This window comes from Nonomuraea sp. NPDC051941, assembly GCF_044593615.1.
The window spans coordinates 304,903-320,587 of sequence record NZ_JBIUCF010000007.1 but is presented as its reverse complement, the minus strand read 5'-3'; the positions used below and the strand labels follow the sequence as shown (position 1 = coordinate 320,587).

The window sequence follows — 15,685 nt, the reverse complement described above, 5'->3', positions numbered from 1 at the left end:
CAAGCAATTTCCGTCATAAATGACGGGGATATGCATGTGTATCTCATGCACTGGCTTTTAACACACTGTTGAGTTCTCAAGAAACGGACGCGTACATCCCCACCAAGATCTTGGTTAGACCCTAGTGCGGAGGCGCACATTTCATTTCCTTCAGTCTAGCAGATCCGGACGATCCTTGTCAAACCGCCCGATCCGGTAGCTTCCGGACTTGCCTCTCTTCGAGGCAACCCTGCTAACTTACTCCAACTTTCGGCGCTTGTCCAACCGTGCGGCTGGACCCGCCCGAAAACCGGGGGTAGATCAGAAGGGGTGTCAGGGCAACCGCCCTACGTTGAAAACTGTAGCAGCCCCGACGGCGTCGAAGGTCCATCTTAGGTAACGAATGGACCTTCCCCGCGTTCGTATGGTTCAAACCCCGAGCCCGGCGAGCTGTGCCTCGAGCCGCGCGATGTCCGCGGCGGCCTGCTCGGCACGGCCCCTGACCTTGGTGACCACATCTTCCGGCGCCTTGGCCATGAACTGCTCGTTGCCCAGCTTGGCGGCCACCTGCGCGGCCTCCTTGCGGGCGACCGCCAGGTCCTTCTCCAGGCGCTTGCGCTCGGCCACGACGTCGATGGCGCCCGCGGTGTCGATGTCCACGGTCACCCCGCCCACCGTGAAGCTCGCCGTGGCGCTGAACGACCCCGCCAGCTCCGTGAGGCGCAGCAGCGACCGGATCGCGCTCTCCTGGCCGACGAGCGCAGTGCCCGCCAGCCCGAGCCGGGCGGCGACCTTCTGGCCCGGCTTGAGCCCTTGATCCGAGCGGAACCTGCGGACCTCCGTCACCAGCTCCTGCAGCGCCCCGATCTCCGCCTCTGCCGAGGCGTCGGTGAAGCGGGTGTCGACCTCCGGCCACGGGGCCGCAACGATCGACTCGCCGCCCGTCACGGCCCGCCAGAGCTCCTCGGTCACGAAGGGCACGAGCGGATGCATCAGCCGCAGCAACGCGTCGAGCACGTGGCCGAGCACCAGCCGAGTGTGTTCGAGCCCTTCGCCGAGCTGGATCTTGGCCAGCTCCAGGTACCAGTCGCAGACCTCGTCCCACGCGAAGTGGTAGAGCAGGTCGGACGCCTTGGCGAACTCGTAGTCCTCGAAGGCCGCGTCGGCGGTCGCCACCACGGACTGCAGGCGCGACAGGATCCACCGGTCGGCCGCCGTCAGCTCGGCTCCTTCCAGCGATCCGACGGCCGCGCCGTTCATCAGGGCGAACCTGGTGGCGTTCCAGATCTTGTTGCAGAAGTTACGGGACCCGGCCGCCCACTCCTCGCTCACCGCGACGTCGGCGCCGGGGTTGGCCCCGCGCAGCAGGGTGAAGCGGGTGGCGTCGGCGCCGAAGCGTTCGATCCAGTCGAGCGGATCGACCACGTTGCCGAACGACTTGGACATCTTCTTGCCGTACTGGTCGCGGACCATGCCGTGCAGCGCGACCACGCGGAACGGCGGCTCGCCGTCCATGGCGTAGAGCCCGAACATCATCATCCTGGCCACCCAGAAGAACAGGATGTCGTATCCGGTGACCAGCACGGAGGTCGGGTAGAAGCGCTGCAGCTCGGGCGTCGTGTCCGGCCAGCCGAGCGTCGAGAACGGCCACAGCGCCGAGGAGAACCACGTGTCGAGGACATCGGAGTCCTGCGTGTAGCCGGCAGGCGGCTCCTCGTCCGGGCCCACGCACACGACCTCGCCGTCCGGCCCGTACCAGACCGGAATGCGGTGCCCCCACCAGAGCTGCCGGGAGATGCACCAGTCGTGCATGTCGTCGACCCAGTCGAAGTAGCGCTTGGCCAGCTCCGGCGGGTGGATGCGGGTGCGGCCGTCGCGGACGGCGTCGCCCGCTTCCTTGGCCAGCGGCCCGACGTTGACGAACCACTGCAGCGACAGCCTGGGCTCGACCACGGTCTTGCAGCGCGAGCAGTGGCCGACCGAGTGGAGATACGGGCGCTTCTCGGCGACGATGCGGCCCTCGGCGCGCAGCGCGGCGACGACGGCGGGCCTGGCCTCGAAGCGGTCGAGCCCCAGGAAGGGCCCGTGCGCGGTGATGACACCGCGCTCGTCCATGACGGTGATCGACGGCAGGGAGTGACGCCGTCCGATCTCGAAGTCGTTGGGGTCGTGGGCGGGGGTCACCTTGACCGCGCCGGTGCCGAAGGCAGGGTCGACGTGCTCGTCGGCGACCACGGGGATCATGCGCCCGGTGAGCGGCAGCTCCACCATCGTGCCGACCAGGTGCGCGTACCGCTCGTCAGAGGGGTGGACGGCCACGGCCGTGTCGCCGAGCATCGTCTCGGCGCGCGTGGTGGCCACCACGATCTCGTCGGAGTAGCGGATCGAGACCAGCTCGCCCTCGTCCTCGCTGTGCTCCACCTCGATGTCGGAGAGCGCGGTCAGGCAGCGCGGGCACCAGTTGATGATCCGCTCGGCGCGGTAGATCAGCCCGTCGTCGAACAGCTTCTTGAAGATCGTCTGCACGGCCCGGGAGAGCCCGGTGTCCATCGTGAACCGCTCGCGCGACCAGTCGACGCCGTCACCGAGCTTGCGCATCTGGCCGAGGATCCGGCCGCCGGACTCCTCCTTCCACTCCCAGACCCGCTCGACGAACGCCTCGCGCCCGAGGTCGTGCCGCGACTTGCCCTCCTTGGCCAGCTCGCGCTCGACGACGTTCTGGGTGGCGATGCCGGCGTGGTCCATGCCCGGCAGCCAGAGGGTCTCGCGCCCCTGCATGCGGGCGCGCCTCGTCAGCGCGTCCTGGATGGAGTGGTCGAGCGCGTGGCCGATGTGCAGGACGCCCGTCACGTTGGGCGGGGGCAGGACGATGCTGTACGGCACGCGCGAGCTGCCCGGGTCGGCGGTGAAGTACCCCTGGGATACCCAGCGCTCATAGCTCCGGGTCTCGACGTCGGCCGGGGTGTACTGGGTGGGCAGCTCTGGCGTTGTCACGGTGACCAATTCTAGGGAGGTGGGAAAGCAAAACGCCCCAGGGATCGACTCCGCCGGGGCGCTTGCCGTGGTTTATGGGATCAGGCCGACTTTTCCCGCGGCGTGCGCTGCTGCTTGGCGGCAAGCTGGTCGCGGGGTACGAGCGTCGGGATGGCGTGTTCGAGGACGGACTCGCGGGTGATGACGACGCGGGCCACGTCTTGGCGCGACGGCACTTCGTACATCACCGACTGGAGCACTTCCTCCAGGATCGCGCGCAGCCCGCGGGCGCCGGTGCCGCGCAGGATGGCCTGGTCGGCGATGGCCTCGAGGGCGCCGTCGGTGAACTCCAGCTCCACCCCGTCGAGCTCGAGCAGCTTGCGGTACTGCTTGACCAGCGCGTTGCGCGGCTCGGTGAGGATCTGGATGAGCGCCTCGCGGTCGAGGTTGTGCACCGAGGTGATGACCGGCAGACGCCCGACGAACTCGGGGATCATGCCGAACTTCAGCAGGTCCTCGGGCATCACGTCGCCGAAGATGTCGGCCGTGTCGACCTCTTCCTTCGAGCGGATGATGGCGTTGAAGCCGATGCCCTTCTTGCCGATGCGCGACTCGATGATCTTTTCCAGACCGGCGAACGCGCCGCCACAGATGAACAGCACGTTGGTGGTGTCGATCTGGATGAACTCCTGGTGCGGGTGCTTGCGGCCGCCCTGCGGGGGCACGCTCGCCGTGGTGCCCTCCAGGATCTTCAGCAGCGCCTGCTGCACGCCCTCACCGGAGACGTCGCGCGTGATCGACGGGTTTTCGCTCTTACGAGCGATCTTGTCGACCTCGTCGATGTAGATGATGCCGGTCTCGGCCTTCTTGACGTCGTAGTCGGCGGCCTGGATGAGCTTGAGGAGGATGTTCTCCACATCCTCGCCGACGTATCCCGCCTCGGTCAGCGCGGTGGCGTCGGCGATGGCGAACGGCACGTTGAGCATCTTCGCCAGGGTCTGCGCCAGCAGCGTCTTGCCCGAACCGGTCGGCCCGAGCAGCAGGATGTTGCTCTTGGCCAGCTCGAGGCCGTCGTCTCTGCCCCGGTCACCCGACTGCACCCGCTTGTAGTGGTTGTAGACCGCCACCGAGAGGGCCTTCTTCGCCTTGTCCTGACCGATGACGTAGGCGTCGAGGAACTCGTAGATCTCCCTCGGCTTGGGCAGGTTGTCCCACTTGAGCTCGGAGGACTCCGAGAGCTCCTCCTCGATGATCTCGTTGCAGAGATCGATGCACTCATCGCAGATGTAGACGCCTGGACCGGCAATGAGCTTCTTGACTTGCTTCTGACTCTTTCCACAGAAAGAGCACTTCAGCAGGTCTCCCCCGTCGCCGATGCGTGCCACCCCAGATACTCCTTTGCGTGGGACCGCCCTGCTCCTGCGAGAGCAGTGTCTCCGGACATCCTCCGGACTTGGCCGAACCGCTCAGGTTTCGACGTTACCGTCTTCTGGGCCCTCAGTGAGCCCCCTAGCGGCGAGTCGCACCGGAACGTGCCCTATTGGGCAGCGCTCCGGTGCGTCACGTCCCGTCTAGGAAGCCACGGCCTGAGCGCGCTTCTTCCTGGACGGGATGATGTCATCGATCAGACCATACGCCTTTGCCTCGTCCGCGTTGAGAATTTTGTCGCGTTCGATGTCCTTGCGGACTTGGGCGGCGGTCTTCCCGGAGTGCCTCGCCACGATGTCCTCGAGGAGGTTTCGCATGCGAAGGATCTCGCGGGCCTGGATCTCGATGTCGCTGCCCTGGCCGCCACCCTCGGTGGACGGCTGGTGGATCAGCACCCGGGCGTTGGGCAGCGCGAATCGCTTGCCCGGGGTGCCGCCGGCCAGCAGCACGGCCGCGGCCGAGGCTGCCTGGCCCAGGCAGACGGTCTGGATCTCCGGCCGGACGAACTGCATCGTGTCGTAGATCGCCGTCATGGCGGTGAAGGAGCCACCCGGCGAGTTGATGTAGATGCTGATGTCACGGTCGGGGTCGAGCGATTCCAGCGTCAGCAGCTGGGCCATCACGTCGTTGGCCGACGCGTCGTCGATCTGCACTCCGAGGAAGATGATGCGGTCCTCGAAGAGCTTGTTGTACGGGTTCATCTCCTTCACGCCATATGACGTGCGCTCGACGAAGGAGGGGAGAACGTAGCGGCTCTGGATGTTCACTTCTCTGCTCCCCCTTAGGAGACCGGGCCCTGTGAGGGCACCTGCCGCGCACTGCGGACCACGTGGTCGATGAAGCCGTAATCCTTGGCTTCCTCGGCCGTGAACCAGCGGTCGCGGTCGGAATCGGCCTCGATCTGCTCCAGCGGCTGGCCCGTGTGGTGGGCGATCCGCTCGGCCAGTGTCTTCTTCACATAGAGCATCTGCTCGGCCTGGATGGCGATGTCGGCCGCGGTGCCGCCGATGCCTCCGGACGGCTGGTGCATCATGACCCGGGCGTGGGGCAGGCCATATCGCTTGCCCTTGGTGCCCGCGGTGAGCAAGAACTGCCCCATCGAAGCGGCCATGCCCATCACAACCGTGGAAACGTCGTTCGGTACGTATTCCATCATGTCGTAGATGGCCATGCCAGCGCTCACCGAGCCACCCGGCGAGTTGATGTAGAGCGTGATGTCACGGTCGGGGTCGTCGGCCGCGAGCAGCAGGAGTTCGGCGCAGATGCGGTTGGCGATCTCGTCGTTGACCTCCTGCCCGAGCACAATGATGCGCTCCCGCAGCAGGCGCTGGTAAAGCTGGTCCTCAAGCCGGAAGGACGAGCCGTTCTCACGGCCTCGCGACTCAGGCTGATAGAAGGTCGGCGGGCTGGTCACAGCGTCACCTTCCGATGCGTCGTAATCGATTGGCTTTGCTTGTGACCTTAACGCGCGCCGCGCACAGCTCATGCCCGGTCCCCGTACTGTTCGCTGACGGCGCAGGTTCAGCACGCCCTCCTGCGGCGTGGCTCCCTGAAGCGCCACGCACGGCCTGCCAGCCGCGGGTCCGGCACCCAGAGGCCCATCGGAGCCCTCCGGGTGCCCACGAGCCTTCTGAGGGCCTTACACGGCCTGCACGTCTTCTTCGGCAGCTCCCCCGGAAAGGCCGAAGCCCCCGAACCGGACGGTTCGGGGGCTTCGGAAAGAGCGGGAAGGCGGTTACGCCTCGGACTTCTCCCCGGCGGGCTCGTCCTCGGCGGCGGCCTCTTCCTCCACGACCTCCTGGCCGTTGATCTCGGCGTAGATCGCCTTGAGGTCCACCTCGTTGCCGTCGGTGTCGACGACCTTGGCGGCGTCGCCGAGCACCGACTTGGCCTTGTCGCGCACGATCTCGACCATGGCCAGCGTGAGCTGGTCGTTGTCGGCGAGGTGCTTGGCCAGCTCGTTGGGCTGCACGCCCATCTCCATGGCGCGGCGGACGACGAAGTTGGTCAGCTCCTGCTCGGAGACGCCCAGCTCCTCGGCCTTGACGATCTTGTCGAGCACGAAGCCGACCTTGATCGCGCGGGCGGAGTTGGTGTCGAACTCGGCGAAGCGCTCCTCCTCCGTCGTCTGGTAGAGACGGAAGAAGGCGTCGCGGCTCAGGCCGCTCTCGGCGATCTGGTGGTCGAGGTTGTGCTTGCGGGCGTCGACCTCGGCCTTGAGGGCGCTGTCCGGGAGCGGGATGTCGATCTGCTCCAGCAGCGTGTCGAGGGCCTTCTCGCGGGACTGCACGACCTGGTCGATCAGCTTGTTGCGGCGGGCCTGCTCGCGGATGCTGGTCTTGAGCTCGTCGAGCGTGTCGAACTCGCTGGCGAGCTGGGCGAACTCGTCGTCGAGCTCGGGCAGGACCTTCTCCTTGACCGACTTGACGTTGATGATCACGTCGGCCTCGTCGCCGGCGTTCTCGCCGCCGACGAGCTCGGTCTTGAAGCTCTTCTCCTCGCCCGCGGACATGCCCTCGAGCGCGGCGTCGAGGCCCTGGAGCACGGAGCCGGCGCCGACCTCGTAGGAGACCTCGCTGGCCTGCTGCTCCTCGATGTTGTCACCGTCGATCTCGGCGCGCAGGTCCATGACGACGAAGTCGCCGTTGGCGGCCGCGCGCTCGACGCCGGTCAGCGTCGCGAAACGCTGGCGCAGGGAGTCGAGCTGGGCGTCGACGTCCTCGTCGGAGACCTCGGCGGAGTCGACCGTGACCTCGAGGCCCTGGTAGTCGGGCACCTCGAAGTTGGGCCGGATGTCGACCTCGGCGGTGAACTCGATCTGCTCGCCGTCCTCGATCTTCGTGACCTCGATGTCGGGCTGCGCGACCGGGAACACGTCGACCTCGTCGACGGCCTTGCCGTACAGCTTGGGCACCGCGTCGTTGAGGGTCTCCTCCAGCACTACCGCCCGGCCGAAGCGCTGCTCGATGATGCGGGCCGGAACCTTGCCAGGCCGGAACCCGGGGACGCGCACCTGCTGCGCGACCTTCTTGTACGCCGCATCCATGCTCGGGCGCAGCTCGTCGAACGGCACCTCGACAGTGAGCTTGACCCGGGTCGGGCTGAGCTCCTCGACAGCGGTCTTCACGGAATGGTCTCCTTGATCAAGCTACGAGTGATCGCGGGCGCGTCCATCGGTTACGGCACACGCGCCGCGCCCACATGTGCGGTGTTGGGCATGCTCCGCCACGGCGGGATCCAACGCCGATGGCCAGTCTAGGGCAGATGCGTACCCAACAACGACGTCCGCGCCGTCACAAGTCGCCCGCGATCATCCGTTACCGTCCGTCAGAACTCGTCCGCGATCGTCCGCAACAGCTCGACCGTCTCGTCCGGAGTGGTGCTCACGGCGCAGAGTCGCTCCATCACCTCGGTGTATCGGTCCACGTCTTCACGCTTGTCAAGGTAGAGCGCGCTGGCCAGCTGCTCGACGTACACGACGTCGGGCAGATCGGTGTCGGGGAAGCGCAGGACGCTGAACGCCCCGCCTTCCGCGCTGTGCCCGCCGAAGCTGAACGGCATGATCTGAATAGTGATTTTGGGCTGGCGCATCAGGTCGATGAGGTGCTCGATCTGGGCCCGCATCACCTCGACGCCGCCGATGGGGCGTCGTAGGGCGGCCTCGTCGATCACGGCCCAGAACACTGGCCCGTCCGGCCTGTCGAACATCCGCTGGCGCTCCAGCCGGAGATCCACTCTTCTGGAGATCTCCTCGGCCCCGATTCCCGCCGATCCGGCGGTCACGACGGCCCTTGCGTACTCCTTGGTCTGCAGCAGTCCTGGCACGAACTGGACTTCGTAGGTCCTGATCCTGGCGGCGGCCTCTTCAAGGCCGACGTACGCCTGGAACCACGTGGGCAGGACATCGTTGAACCGGTGCCACCAACCAGGCTCGTTGGCGGTGGCGACCAGGTCGAGTACGGCGGAGCGGGCCTGCTTGTCGATGACCCCGTAGAGGGTCAGCAGGTCCGCCACGTCCCGTTCTTTGAACCCCACTCGGCCCAGCTCCATGCGGCTGATCTTGGATTCGGAGCCACGGATGAGGTGGCCCGCCTCCTCACGAGTGACGTTCTTCGCTTCCCTGAGCTTGCGCAGCTGGGAGCCCAGGAGGATGCGCAGCGCCGTCGGTCCGGAACCCGGCTGGTTCTGCGTCACTTTGCCTCCTATCAAGGTCCGCACACACAGTGACACCACATTGCCGGGTATGACAAGGTCTCAACCCCGTGTCCGATTAGCAGAGTTATGCCCCAAAACGCCGCTTGCTACTGCACAATGCAAGTGCACGTGCATTTGGGTCTTGCAGGTGCAGCGATCGTGACCCATGATGGCTTAGTGCATATTGGGCCAAACATGCACTAAGTCGGGCTGAACGGGGAGGTATCGGCAGCATGGTGGAGGATCCTCTGGCCACTGCCGATGCATTGCAAATCACCCGTGACGTGGGCTTCGACCACCTGCTCATGGGTGGCAAGCCGTACACGACCTCGTGCCCGTTGCCCTTTCAGGCCGACTCCGTGAAGACGGCCAGGGACGTGACCCGCTCGACCCTGAAGGGCTGGGGCCTGCACGAACTCAGCGACGACGCCGCGCTGGTGGTGTCGGAGCTCGTGACCAACGCGGTGCGCTACGCGATGTACGCGGCGGGACGGCGGGAGATCGAGCTCTTGCTGATGCGCGTACAGCCGCACGTGCTGCTGGCGGTGGCCGACCCCAGCGACGAGGTGCCGCGCCCCAAGGAGCCGGACTTCATCTCGGAGAACGGGCGCGGCCTCTACATCGTCGAGACCTACAGTCAGTGCTGGGGCTGGGACCCGCTGGCCCGCGGCGGCAAGGCCGTGTGGGCGCTGTTCCGCACCGAGCCCTGATTCGGTCCCGTCACTCTCCGGTCACCCCGTCGATGCGCTCGCGCAGCAGATCCGCGTGACCGTTGTGCCGCGCGTACTCCTCGATCATGTGGATGAGGATCCAGCGATGGGTGCATTCCTGGCCTCTGTGGTCACCGACGGCGTCCAGCGGCCTGGCGTCCGAGATGGCTCGGGCGCGCTCGATCTCCTCTTCCCACGTGGCGAAGGCCTCCTTGACCGAGGCGGCGTCCACTTCCTTGAAGTCGGCGTCGTTGTCGCGGTCCTTGTCCCACAGCTTGGGGAGGTCCTCGCCGTTCAGCACGCGGCGGAACCAGGATCGTTCGACGTTCGCCATGTGCCGGACCAGGCCGAGCAGGGACATGGTCGAGGGTGAGACGGAGCGCAGGCGCAGCTGATCGTCCGACAGGTCCGCGCATTTGACGGCGAGGGTGCCGCGGTGCCATTCGAGCCAGTTGTTCAGCGTGGTCCGCTCGTCGCCGGTGAGAGCGGGCGGGATTCGGGTGTCAGTCATGATGTCCGACCTTATCCAGCTCAGTACATCGAGATGTGGACGTGGTCGTAGTGGTTCTCGGTGACGCTGCCGCGGTCCGACATGGCCCGCCAGCCCGAGCCCATGTTGATGCGCTGCTTCCAGATCACGTACTTGACGCCGAGCTTGCCCTTGTTCTTGAGCGCCCAGTCCGCGATCCGGTCGCCCAGGGCGTTGTTGATGGCCGCGGGCATCGTGCCGCCGGTGCTCATCATGAAGTCGCAGGCCCGCCCGAGCGGGTGCTCGCCGCTGGAGCCCGAGCGGAAGCAGCCCACCGTGTACGGCAGTTTGAAGTTCTTGGCCAGCTCCGCCTTCATCAGCCGCGTACGGGCCGTGATGTTGTCCGAGCCCGAGGGCAGTTCCGGTGCCCAGCTCCCGTCGGACTTGCGGCCGGGACCGAGCGGCACGAGGTCCTGGAGCTTCTTCCTGATGTCGTCGATGATGTCCTCGGCCTCGGAGCGCTGTTCGGTCACGTCCTTGGCGTCCACGCCGATCTGGGTGGCCAGCGCGGCGGCCTCGTCGGAGGCCTTCTTCTTGTCGTCGCGGGCCTTGGCCACCCCCTGGACCAGAGCCTGCTGCTCGGCCGTCAGCTGCTCGAGCAGGGCCGCGCCGCCGCCGTTCTGGACCATGAGGACGGAGGGCAGCGACGGGTCGTGGTTCTGGTAGCGCATCCTGGCGAGGTCGCCGACCCGCTGCTCGGCGGCGGCCAGCGTCGTCTCCGCGGCCGCCAGCCGCTCCTTGGCCGCCTTGGCGGCGGCCTGCGCCTTGGCCAGCTCGACGCGCTTGAGGTTGTACTTCTCGATGAGCTTGTCGATCTTGCTGTTGAGCTGCTTGAGCTGGGCACGGAGCTCGGCCTCCGACGGCTTGGGGGCCGCCGAGGCCGCGGTCGCCGGCAGGAGGGCGACGGCCGCGGCGGCGACGAGGCCGATGGCAAGAGTCGCGGGGGACGGAGCCGCCACGTGGATGTTCCTCTCCCTCTGCCGGCCGGGTTAGCTGACGGGTTCGGGCTGGGAGCTGCGTGCCCTACCACCGAAGTGGATTCACCCCAGGTGCGGATGGGTCCCCGGCTCCCGGGCGACTCGCCCGGGATTAGGCGTGTGCCTGCTGTTACGGCCAGGCACAAAAGGGATGTTAGTGGTAGATCACGAGTAACGCGACCCCCATTAGAAATCTAATAGTGATCTACCTGTGATCGAAGCATCCGGGCGGCCTCCTCCGGCAGCACGTCGTTCACGAACGCCCCCATGGCGGACTCCGACCCGGCCAGGTACTTGAGCTTGCCCGGAGCCCGCCTGATGCTGAACAGCTCCAGGTGCAGGTAGCCGAGCTCGCGGTCCTGCCTCACGGGCGCCTGGTGCCAGGCCGAGATGTACGGCATCACCACGCCGAACAGGTCGTCGAAGGCCCGCAGCACCGAGGTGTAGAGGGGCGCGAACGCCGACCGCTCCTCCTCCGTCAGCGCGGCCAGATCGGGCACCTGCCGGTGCGGGTAGATGTGCACCTCGTACGGCCACCGCGCGGCGGCCGGCACGAACGCCGTCCACAACTCGTTGGAGGCCACCACGCGCGTCCCCGCGGCCCGCTCGGCGGCCAGCACGTCGGCGAACAGGTTCCCCTTCGAGTAGCGCCTGGCGGCGGCGAGCTGGAGCCTGGTCCTGGGCGTGACGTACGGGTAGGCGTAGATCTGGCCGTGCGGGTGGGCCAGCGTGATGCCGATCTCCTCGCCCCGGTTCTCGAAGCAGAACACCTGCTCCACGCCCTCGATCCCGGACAGCTCGGCCGTCCGGTCGGCCCACGCCTCCATGACCAGCTCCACCTGGCCGTCGGAGAGCTGGGAGAACGACGACGAATGCTCAGAGGTGAAGCAGACCACCTCGCACCGCCCCACTCCCGGCCGGACCTCACTCAGGCCCCCCACGTCTGTATAAGTCCCGAAATTGGTGGAGAAGGAGGGGAATCGGTTCTCGAACACCACCACGTCGTAGTCGTACGCCGGGATCTCCGACGAGCGCGTGTCCGACGACGGGCACAGCGGGCACTCGCTCGCCGAGCCGGTCGGCTGGAACGTGCGCGTCTGCCGGTGCCCCGCCATCGCGATCCACTCCTCGGTCAGCGGGTCGTAGCGCAGCTCGGAGGCCACCGGCCGGGGGTCGAGCACCCGCCGGTCGATCGCGCTCCGGTCGGCGTCGTCCCGCTGATCGAAGTAGATCAGCTCACGGCCGTCGGCCAGATGGGTGATGGTGCGCTTCACGAGCCCTCCGCGATGATCAGTTCTCCGGCCCGTTCGGCCAGCTCCATGCGTGCGTCCTCAGGCAGCCCCGCGTCGCTGACGACCACGTCGGCCTCGGTCAGCTCGGCGATGGTGCTGATGCCGACCGTGTTCCACTTCGTGTGGTCGGCGGGGATGACCAGCCGGTTGGCGGCCGCCACCAGCTCCCTGTCGGTCTCCGATTCCAGCAGGTTGGGGGTGGTGAACCCGGCCCGCACGCTCATCCCGTGCACGCCGAGGAACAGCGTGTCCACGTGCAGGCGGCGGATCGCGGCCACGGCCACCGGGCCCACCAGCGCGTCGGACGGCGTGCGCACGCCGCCGGTCAGCACGACCGTGCGGTCGGAACGCGGGTTGCGGTGGAAGACCTCGGCGACGGGGATCGAATTGGTGATCACGGTCAGCTCGGGGACGGCGATCAGGTGGCGGGCCAGCGCCCACGTGGTGGTGCCCGCCGAGAGCGCCACGGCCGTGCCCGGCCGGACGAGGCCGGCCGCGCGGCGCGCGATGGCCTCCTTCTCCTGCTGCTGGCGGGCCGACTTGGCGGTGAAGCCCGGCTCCTCGGTGGAGCCGGGGCCGAGGGCGGTGGCGCCGCCGTGCACCTTCTCCAGCAACCCGCGCTCGGCCAGCACCTCGAGGTCCCGACGGATGGTCATGTCGGATACGCCCAGCTCGCGGACCAGGTCCGCGACCCGGACGCCGCCGTTGCTGCGCACGCGTTCGAGGATCGTCTGCTGACGCTGCTGTGCGAGCACGCCCGCTCCTTCCAACAGATTCCACCAAATTATGACACGGAATTGTTGGGGAATGTTAGTTCGCGTGCTGCGCTTGCGCTGGTCAGCACCGGCGGGGAGGCTCGTGGCGTAGCCGATCATTGGCCCGATCACCGGAGGTGAGCTTATGGCCAGGCGCTCACGCAAGGGCAAGGCACGCAAGAAGAAGAAGGCGAACCACGGCAAGCGCCCCACGGCGCGCTGACCGGGTGGCCGCCTCTTTCGGCGGCCACCCCGCTTTCAGCCCGGCAGCTCGGTCAGGGCCTGCTCGATGCGGTCCTGCGGCAGCGTGTAGTCCTCCAGGTGCCCGGCCAGGTAGCGGTCGTACGCGCCCAGGTCGAAGTGGCCGTGGCCGCAGAGCGCGGTCAGGATCACCTTCTCCTCGCCGCTCTCCTTGCACCGCAGGGCCTCGGCGATCGTCTCCGCGAGCGCGTGCGTGGGCTCCGGGGCGGGCACGATGCCCTCGGTCCTGGCGAAGCGGACACCGGCCTCGAAACACTCGCTCTGGGCGCGGGTGACCGCCTCGAACAGGCCCAGCTCGTACATGTGCGACAGCAGCGGCGACATGCCGTGGTAGCGCAGGCCGCCCGCGTGGATCGGGTCAGGGATGAACGCGTGCCCCAGCGTGTGCATCTTGAGCAGAGGCGTGAGGCCCGCGGTGTCGCCGAAGTCGTAGGCGTACACGCCGCGCGTGAACGACGGGCAGGCGGCCGGCTCGACCGCCCTGAACACCGTCCGAATCCGCCCGGCCAGCTTCTCGCGCAGGAACGGGAAGGTGAGGCCGGCGAAGTTCGAACCGCCGCCGGTGCAGCCGATGACCAGATCCGGCATCTCGGGCAGCTGTTCCAGCGCCTCCTCGCCGATCACGGTCTGGTGCAGGAGCACGTGGTTGAGTACCGAGCCGAGCGCGTACCGGGCGTCGGGCGTGGCGGCGGCCACCTCGACGGCCTCGCTGATCGCGATGCCCAGGCTGCCGGGCGAGTCCGGGTCGTCCGCCAGCACCTTGCTGCCCGAGCCGGTGATGGGTGACGGGCTGGCGTGGACGGTGGCGCCGTACACCTGCATGAGAGAGCGGCGGTACGGCTTCTGGTCGTACGAGGCCCGCACCATCCAGATCTGGCATTCGAGGTCGAACTGGGAGCAGGCGAACGCCAGGGCCGACCCCCACTGACCGGCTCCCGTCTCGGTGGTCAGCAGCCGCACCCCTTCGCGGGCGTTGTAGTACGCCTGGGGTACGGCCGTGTTCGCCTTGTGCGACCCGGCGGGCGAGACCCCCTCGTACTTGTAGTAGATCCTGGCCGGCGTATCGAGGGCCTTCTCGAGCCGGCGCGCCCGGATCAGCGGCGTCGGCCGCCAGAGCCGGTAGACGTCGAGCACCTCTTGCGGGATCGGGACGAACCGCTCACCGCTCACCTCCTGGCCGATCAGCTCCATCGGGAAGAGCGGCGCCAGGTCGTCGGGCCCCACGGGCTCGCGCGTCGCCGGGTGCAGCGGCGGCGGAGGCGGGGCGGGCAGGTCGGGAACGATGTTGTACCAGTGACTGGGGATCATCGCCCCAGTCTGCGCCGCTCACGCTCCGTGTTCCAGCATCACGCGTCGCGGGTCATGACGGCGAGTCTGCGGGGATGATCGGCCCTGACCACGACGTCGGCCGCCCGCTGGGGGCGGGCCTCACGCTCGTACCGCTCGTACGCGGGCAGCCGCCACCGCTCGTCCTCGGGGGTCCCGCGCTCCAGCGCCCCCGCCGACAGCCATACGTGCACGCTCACCTCGAACGCCAGCCCCCGTCCCAGCAGCAGCGTCCCGTCCACGATCAGCACGCCGCCCGGGGGCAGCTCCTCGTACGGCACCCGGTACGCCCGGTCGACGCGGCTGTCCCAGAGCCGCGGCAGCACCCGCCCCGAGCCGCCCTCGTCCAAGGGCTCCAGCACTTCCCTCCGGAGCGCCTTGACGTCGAGCCAGTCCTCGTAGAAGGCGTCCGGATCGGTCCTGCCCTGCTCCAGCCGCAGGGACGCGGGCCGCAGGAAGTCGTCCGCCGACACGCGCAGCACGGGCCGCCCGCGCAACCGGAGCGGGGCGACGAGCTCGTCCGCCAGCGTCCCGGGACGCGCCGCCGCGGCCCCGTCCACGGCCATCCGCACCCACCCCGGCCGTCCGGCGACCCGTTCGGCCAGCTCCTCGACGAGGCCGTCACGGGAGATCGCTCGCGCGCGCATGCCTACGATCGCAGGCCCGCCACGAACCGGTCCATCTCCGCGGTCACGTCCCTGAGGATCTCGACCGATCGGACCGGGTCCTCGAAGGCCTCCAGGCCGTGATCGGCGCCGGGGACCTCCAGGTAAGGGTGGCCCAGCCCACGCGCGACCTCCCCGTCCCAGAGCTTGTCGGCGCTCCCGCCCACCAGCAGCGTGGGCGCCCCGGTGCGGCGCAGCGCCTCGACGACGGCCTCATGCCTGAGCAGCGGGGTGAGCCAGATCGCGGGCAGCCCCCGCTCGGCGGCCAGCGGCGCGGCGAACGTGCCGAGCGACTTGCCGACCAGGAGCAGGCGCACGGCCCGCTCACCGTCGAGGGCCTGCCGGGCCTGCTCCATGACCCAGCCGGCCAGCTCCCCCGCGTCCTGGGTCGCCGGCGACTGCCACCAGACCTCCCGCACGGACCAGCCGTGCCGCCTGAGGACCGCGCCCGCGAAGTGGAGGAGGGGACGGGCGGGCACGTAGCCCCTTCTGGGAAGCAGCACGGCCACCCGATCAGGATCGCCGTCGTGCCGCGTCGCAGCTCCGAAGATCCTTTCTGGCACCATCCCCCAAGGATAGGCACAGACGCGAAGGGC

General features: G+C 67.9%; 15 protein-coding genes and 1 riboswitch. Of the genes, 2 read left to right on the top strand and 13 right to left on the bottom strand.

The features are described 5' to 3' along the window. Nucleotides 1-408: 408 nt before the first annotated feature. The 6 genes from ACIHFD_RS15755 to ACIHFD_RS15730 all read right to left on the bottom strand — a co-directional run bounded on the left by ACIHFD_RS15755 (nt 409) and on the right by ACIHFD_RS15730 (nt 8,574). Nucleotides 409-2,982, bottom strand: a complete 2,574-nt coding sequence (locus ACIHFD_RS15755) for a valine--tRNA ligase (protein WP_397367467.1) — start codon at nt 2,980-2,982, stop codon at nt 409-411. A gap of 71 nt (nt 2,983-3,053) precedes the next feature. Beyond that, complete coding sequence (clpX, locus tag ACIHFD_RS15750) at nt 3,054-4,337, bottom strand: ATP-dependent Clp protease ATP-binding subunit ClpX (RefSeq protein ID WP_185067261.1); 1,284 nt, start codon at nt 4,335-4,337, stop codon at nt 3,054-3,056. 186 nt (nt 4,338-4,523) lie between these two features. After that, the gene (locus ACIHFD_RS15745; protein WP_192786903.1) at nt 4,524-5,147 is read right to left on the bottom strand and encodes an ATP-dependent Clp protease proteolytic subunit; all 624 of its coding nucleotides are present in this window, start codon (nt 5,145-5,147) and stop codon (nt 4,524-4,526) included. 14 nt (nt 5,148-5,161) lie between these two features. After that, nucleotides 5,162-5,794: a ClpP family protease gene (locus ACIHFD_RS15740; protein WP_185078200.1), complete on the bottom strand. Its 633-nt coding sequence runs from the start codon at nt 5,792-5,794 to the stop codon at nt 5,162-5,164. A 321-nt stretch (nt 5,795-6,115) separates the two neighbouring features. Then, nucleotides 6,116-7,507: a trigger factor gene (gene tig / locus ACIHFD_RS15735; RefSeq protein ID WP_350731471.1), complete on the bottom strand. Its 1,392-nt coding sequence runs from the start codon at nt 7,505-7,507 to the stop codon at nt 6,116-6,118. 200 nt (nt 7,508-7,707) lie between these two features. Beyond that, nucleotides 7,708-8,574, bottom strand: a complete 867-nt coding sequence (locus ACIHFD_RS15730; protein WP_350731473.1) for a helix-turn-helix transcriptional regulator — start codon at nt 8,572-8,574, stop codon at nt 7,708-7,710. 233 nt (nt 8,575-8,807) lie between these two features. On the opposite strand from ACIHFD_RS15730, the gene ACIHFD_RS15725 reads away from it, so the two are divergent. Next, complete coding sequence (locus ACIHFD_RS15725; RefSeq protein WP_357745423.1) at nt 8,808-9,284, top strand: ATP-binding protein; 477 nt, start codon at nt 8,808-8,810, stop codon at nt 9,282-9,284. Nucleotides 9,285-9,294: 10 nt separating this feature from the next. Here the strand turns inward: ACIHFD_RS15725 and ACIHFD_RS15720 are convergent, their stop codons facing one another. From ACIHFD_RS15720 to ACIHFD_RS15705, 4 genes are all read right to left on the bottom strand, one after another. After that, nucleotides 9,295-9,795 carry a DinB family protein gene (locus tag ACIHFD_RS15720; protein ID WP_397367466.1) on the bottom strand — a complete coding sequence of 167 codons (501 nt, stop codon included), beginning with the start codon at nt 9,793-9,795 and terminating at the stop codon, nt 9,295-9,297. Between the two features lie 20 nt (nt 9,796-9,815). After that, nucleotides 9,816-10,772 carry a hypothetical protein gene (locus ACIHFD_RS15715; RefSeq protein ID WP_397367465.1) on the bottom strand — a complete coding sequence of 319 codons (957 nt, stop codon included), beginning with the start codon at nt 10,770-10,772 and terminating at the stop codon, nt 9,816-9,818. Nucleotides 10,773-10,777: 5 nt separating this feature from the next. Beyond that, nucleotides 10,778-10,919: riboswitch (cyclic di-AMP (ydaO/yuaA leader) on the bottom strand. Between the two features lie 65 nt (nt 10,920-10,984). Then, nucleotides 10,985-12,064 (bottom strand): galactose-1-phosphate uridylyltransferase, encoded by a 1,080-nt coding sequence (galT, locus tag ACIHFD_RS15710; protein ID WP_355200214.1) that lies wholly within the window; start codon nt 12,062-12,064, stop codon nt 10,985-10,987. After that, complete coding sequence (locus ACIHFD_RS15705) at nt 12,061-12,837, bottom strand: DeoR/GlpR family DNA-binding transcription regulator (RefSeq protein WP_350731483.1); 777 nt, start codon at nt 12,835-12,837, stop codon at nt 12,061-12,063. The genes galT and ACIHFD_RS15705 overlap by 4 nt, the downstream gene beginning before the upstream one ends. A 145-nt stretch (nt 12,838-12,982) precedes the next feature. On the opposite strand from ACIHFD_RS15705, the gene ACIHFD_RS15700 reads away from it, so the two are divergent. Next, nucleotides 12,983-13,060, top strand: a complete 78-nt coding sequence (locus ACIHFD_RS15700) for a 50S ribosomal protein bL37 (protein WP_376776135.1) — start codon at nt 12,983-12,985, stop codon at nt 13,058-13,060. A gap of 35 nt (nt 13,061-13,095) precedes the next feature. On the opposite strand, the gene ACIHFD_RS15695 is transcribed toward ACIHFD_RS15700, so the two are convergent. The 3 genes from ACIHFD_RS15695 to ACIHFD_RS15685 are packed head-to-tail and all read right to left on the bottom strand — an operon-like array spanning nt 13,096 to nt 15,655. Continuing rightward, complete coding sequence (locus ACIHFD_RS15695) at nt 13,096-14,406, bottom strand: TrpB-like pyridoxal phosphate-dependent enzyme (RefSeq protein WP_397367464.1); 1,311 nt, start codon at nt 14,404-14,406, stop codon at nt 13,096-13,098. A gap of 38 nt (nt 14,407-14,444) precedes the next feature. Further along, a complete protein-coding gene (locus ACIHFD_RS15690; RefSeq protein WP_397367463.1) occupies nt 14,445-15,071 on the bottom strand; it encodes a uridine kinase in 627 nt (208 codons plus the stop codon). A gap of 2 nt (nt 15,072-15,073) precedes the next feature. Further along, nucleotides 15,074-15,655, bottom strand: coding sequence for a hypothetical protein (locus ACIHFD_RS15685; protein ID WP_397367461.1), 582 nt, complete (start codon nt 15,653-15,655; stop codon nt 15,074-15,076). Nucleotides 15,656-15,685: the final 30 nt, after the last annotated feature.

Bases quoted from the DNA above. Each gene is read 5' to 3' on its own strand.
- ACIHFD_RS15725 (WP_357745423.1), top strand. From the start codon at position 8,808: ATGGTGGAGGATCCTCTGGCCACTGCCGATGCATTGCAAATCACCCGT.
- ACIHFD_RS15720 (WP_397367466.1), bottom strand. From the start codon at position 9,795: ATGACTGACACCCGAATCCCGCCCGCTCTCACCGGCGACGAGCGGACC.
- ACIHFD_RS15700 (WP_376776135.1), top strand. From the start codon at position 12,983: ATGGCCAGGCGCTCACGCAAGGGCAAGGCACGCAAGAAGAAGAAGGCG.
- ACIHFD_RS15695 (WP_397367464.1), bottom strand. From the start codon at position 14,406: ATGATCCCCAGTCACTGGTACAACATCGTTCCCGACCTGCCCGCCCCG.
- ACIHFD_RS15690 (WP_397367463.1), bottom strand. From the start codon at position 15,071: ATGCGCGCGCGAGCGATCTCCCGTGACGGCCTCGTCGAGGAGCTGGCC.
- ACIHFD_RS15685 (WP_397367461.1), bottom strand. From the start codon at position 15,655: ATGGTGCCAGAAAGGATCTTCGGAGCTGCGACGCGGCACGACGGCGAT.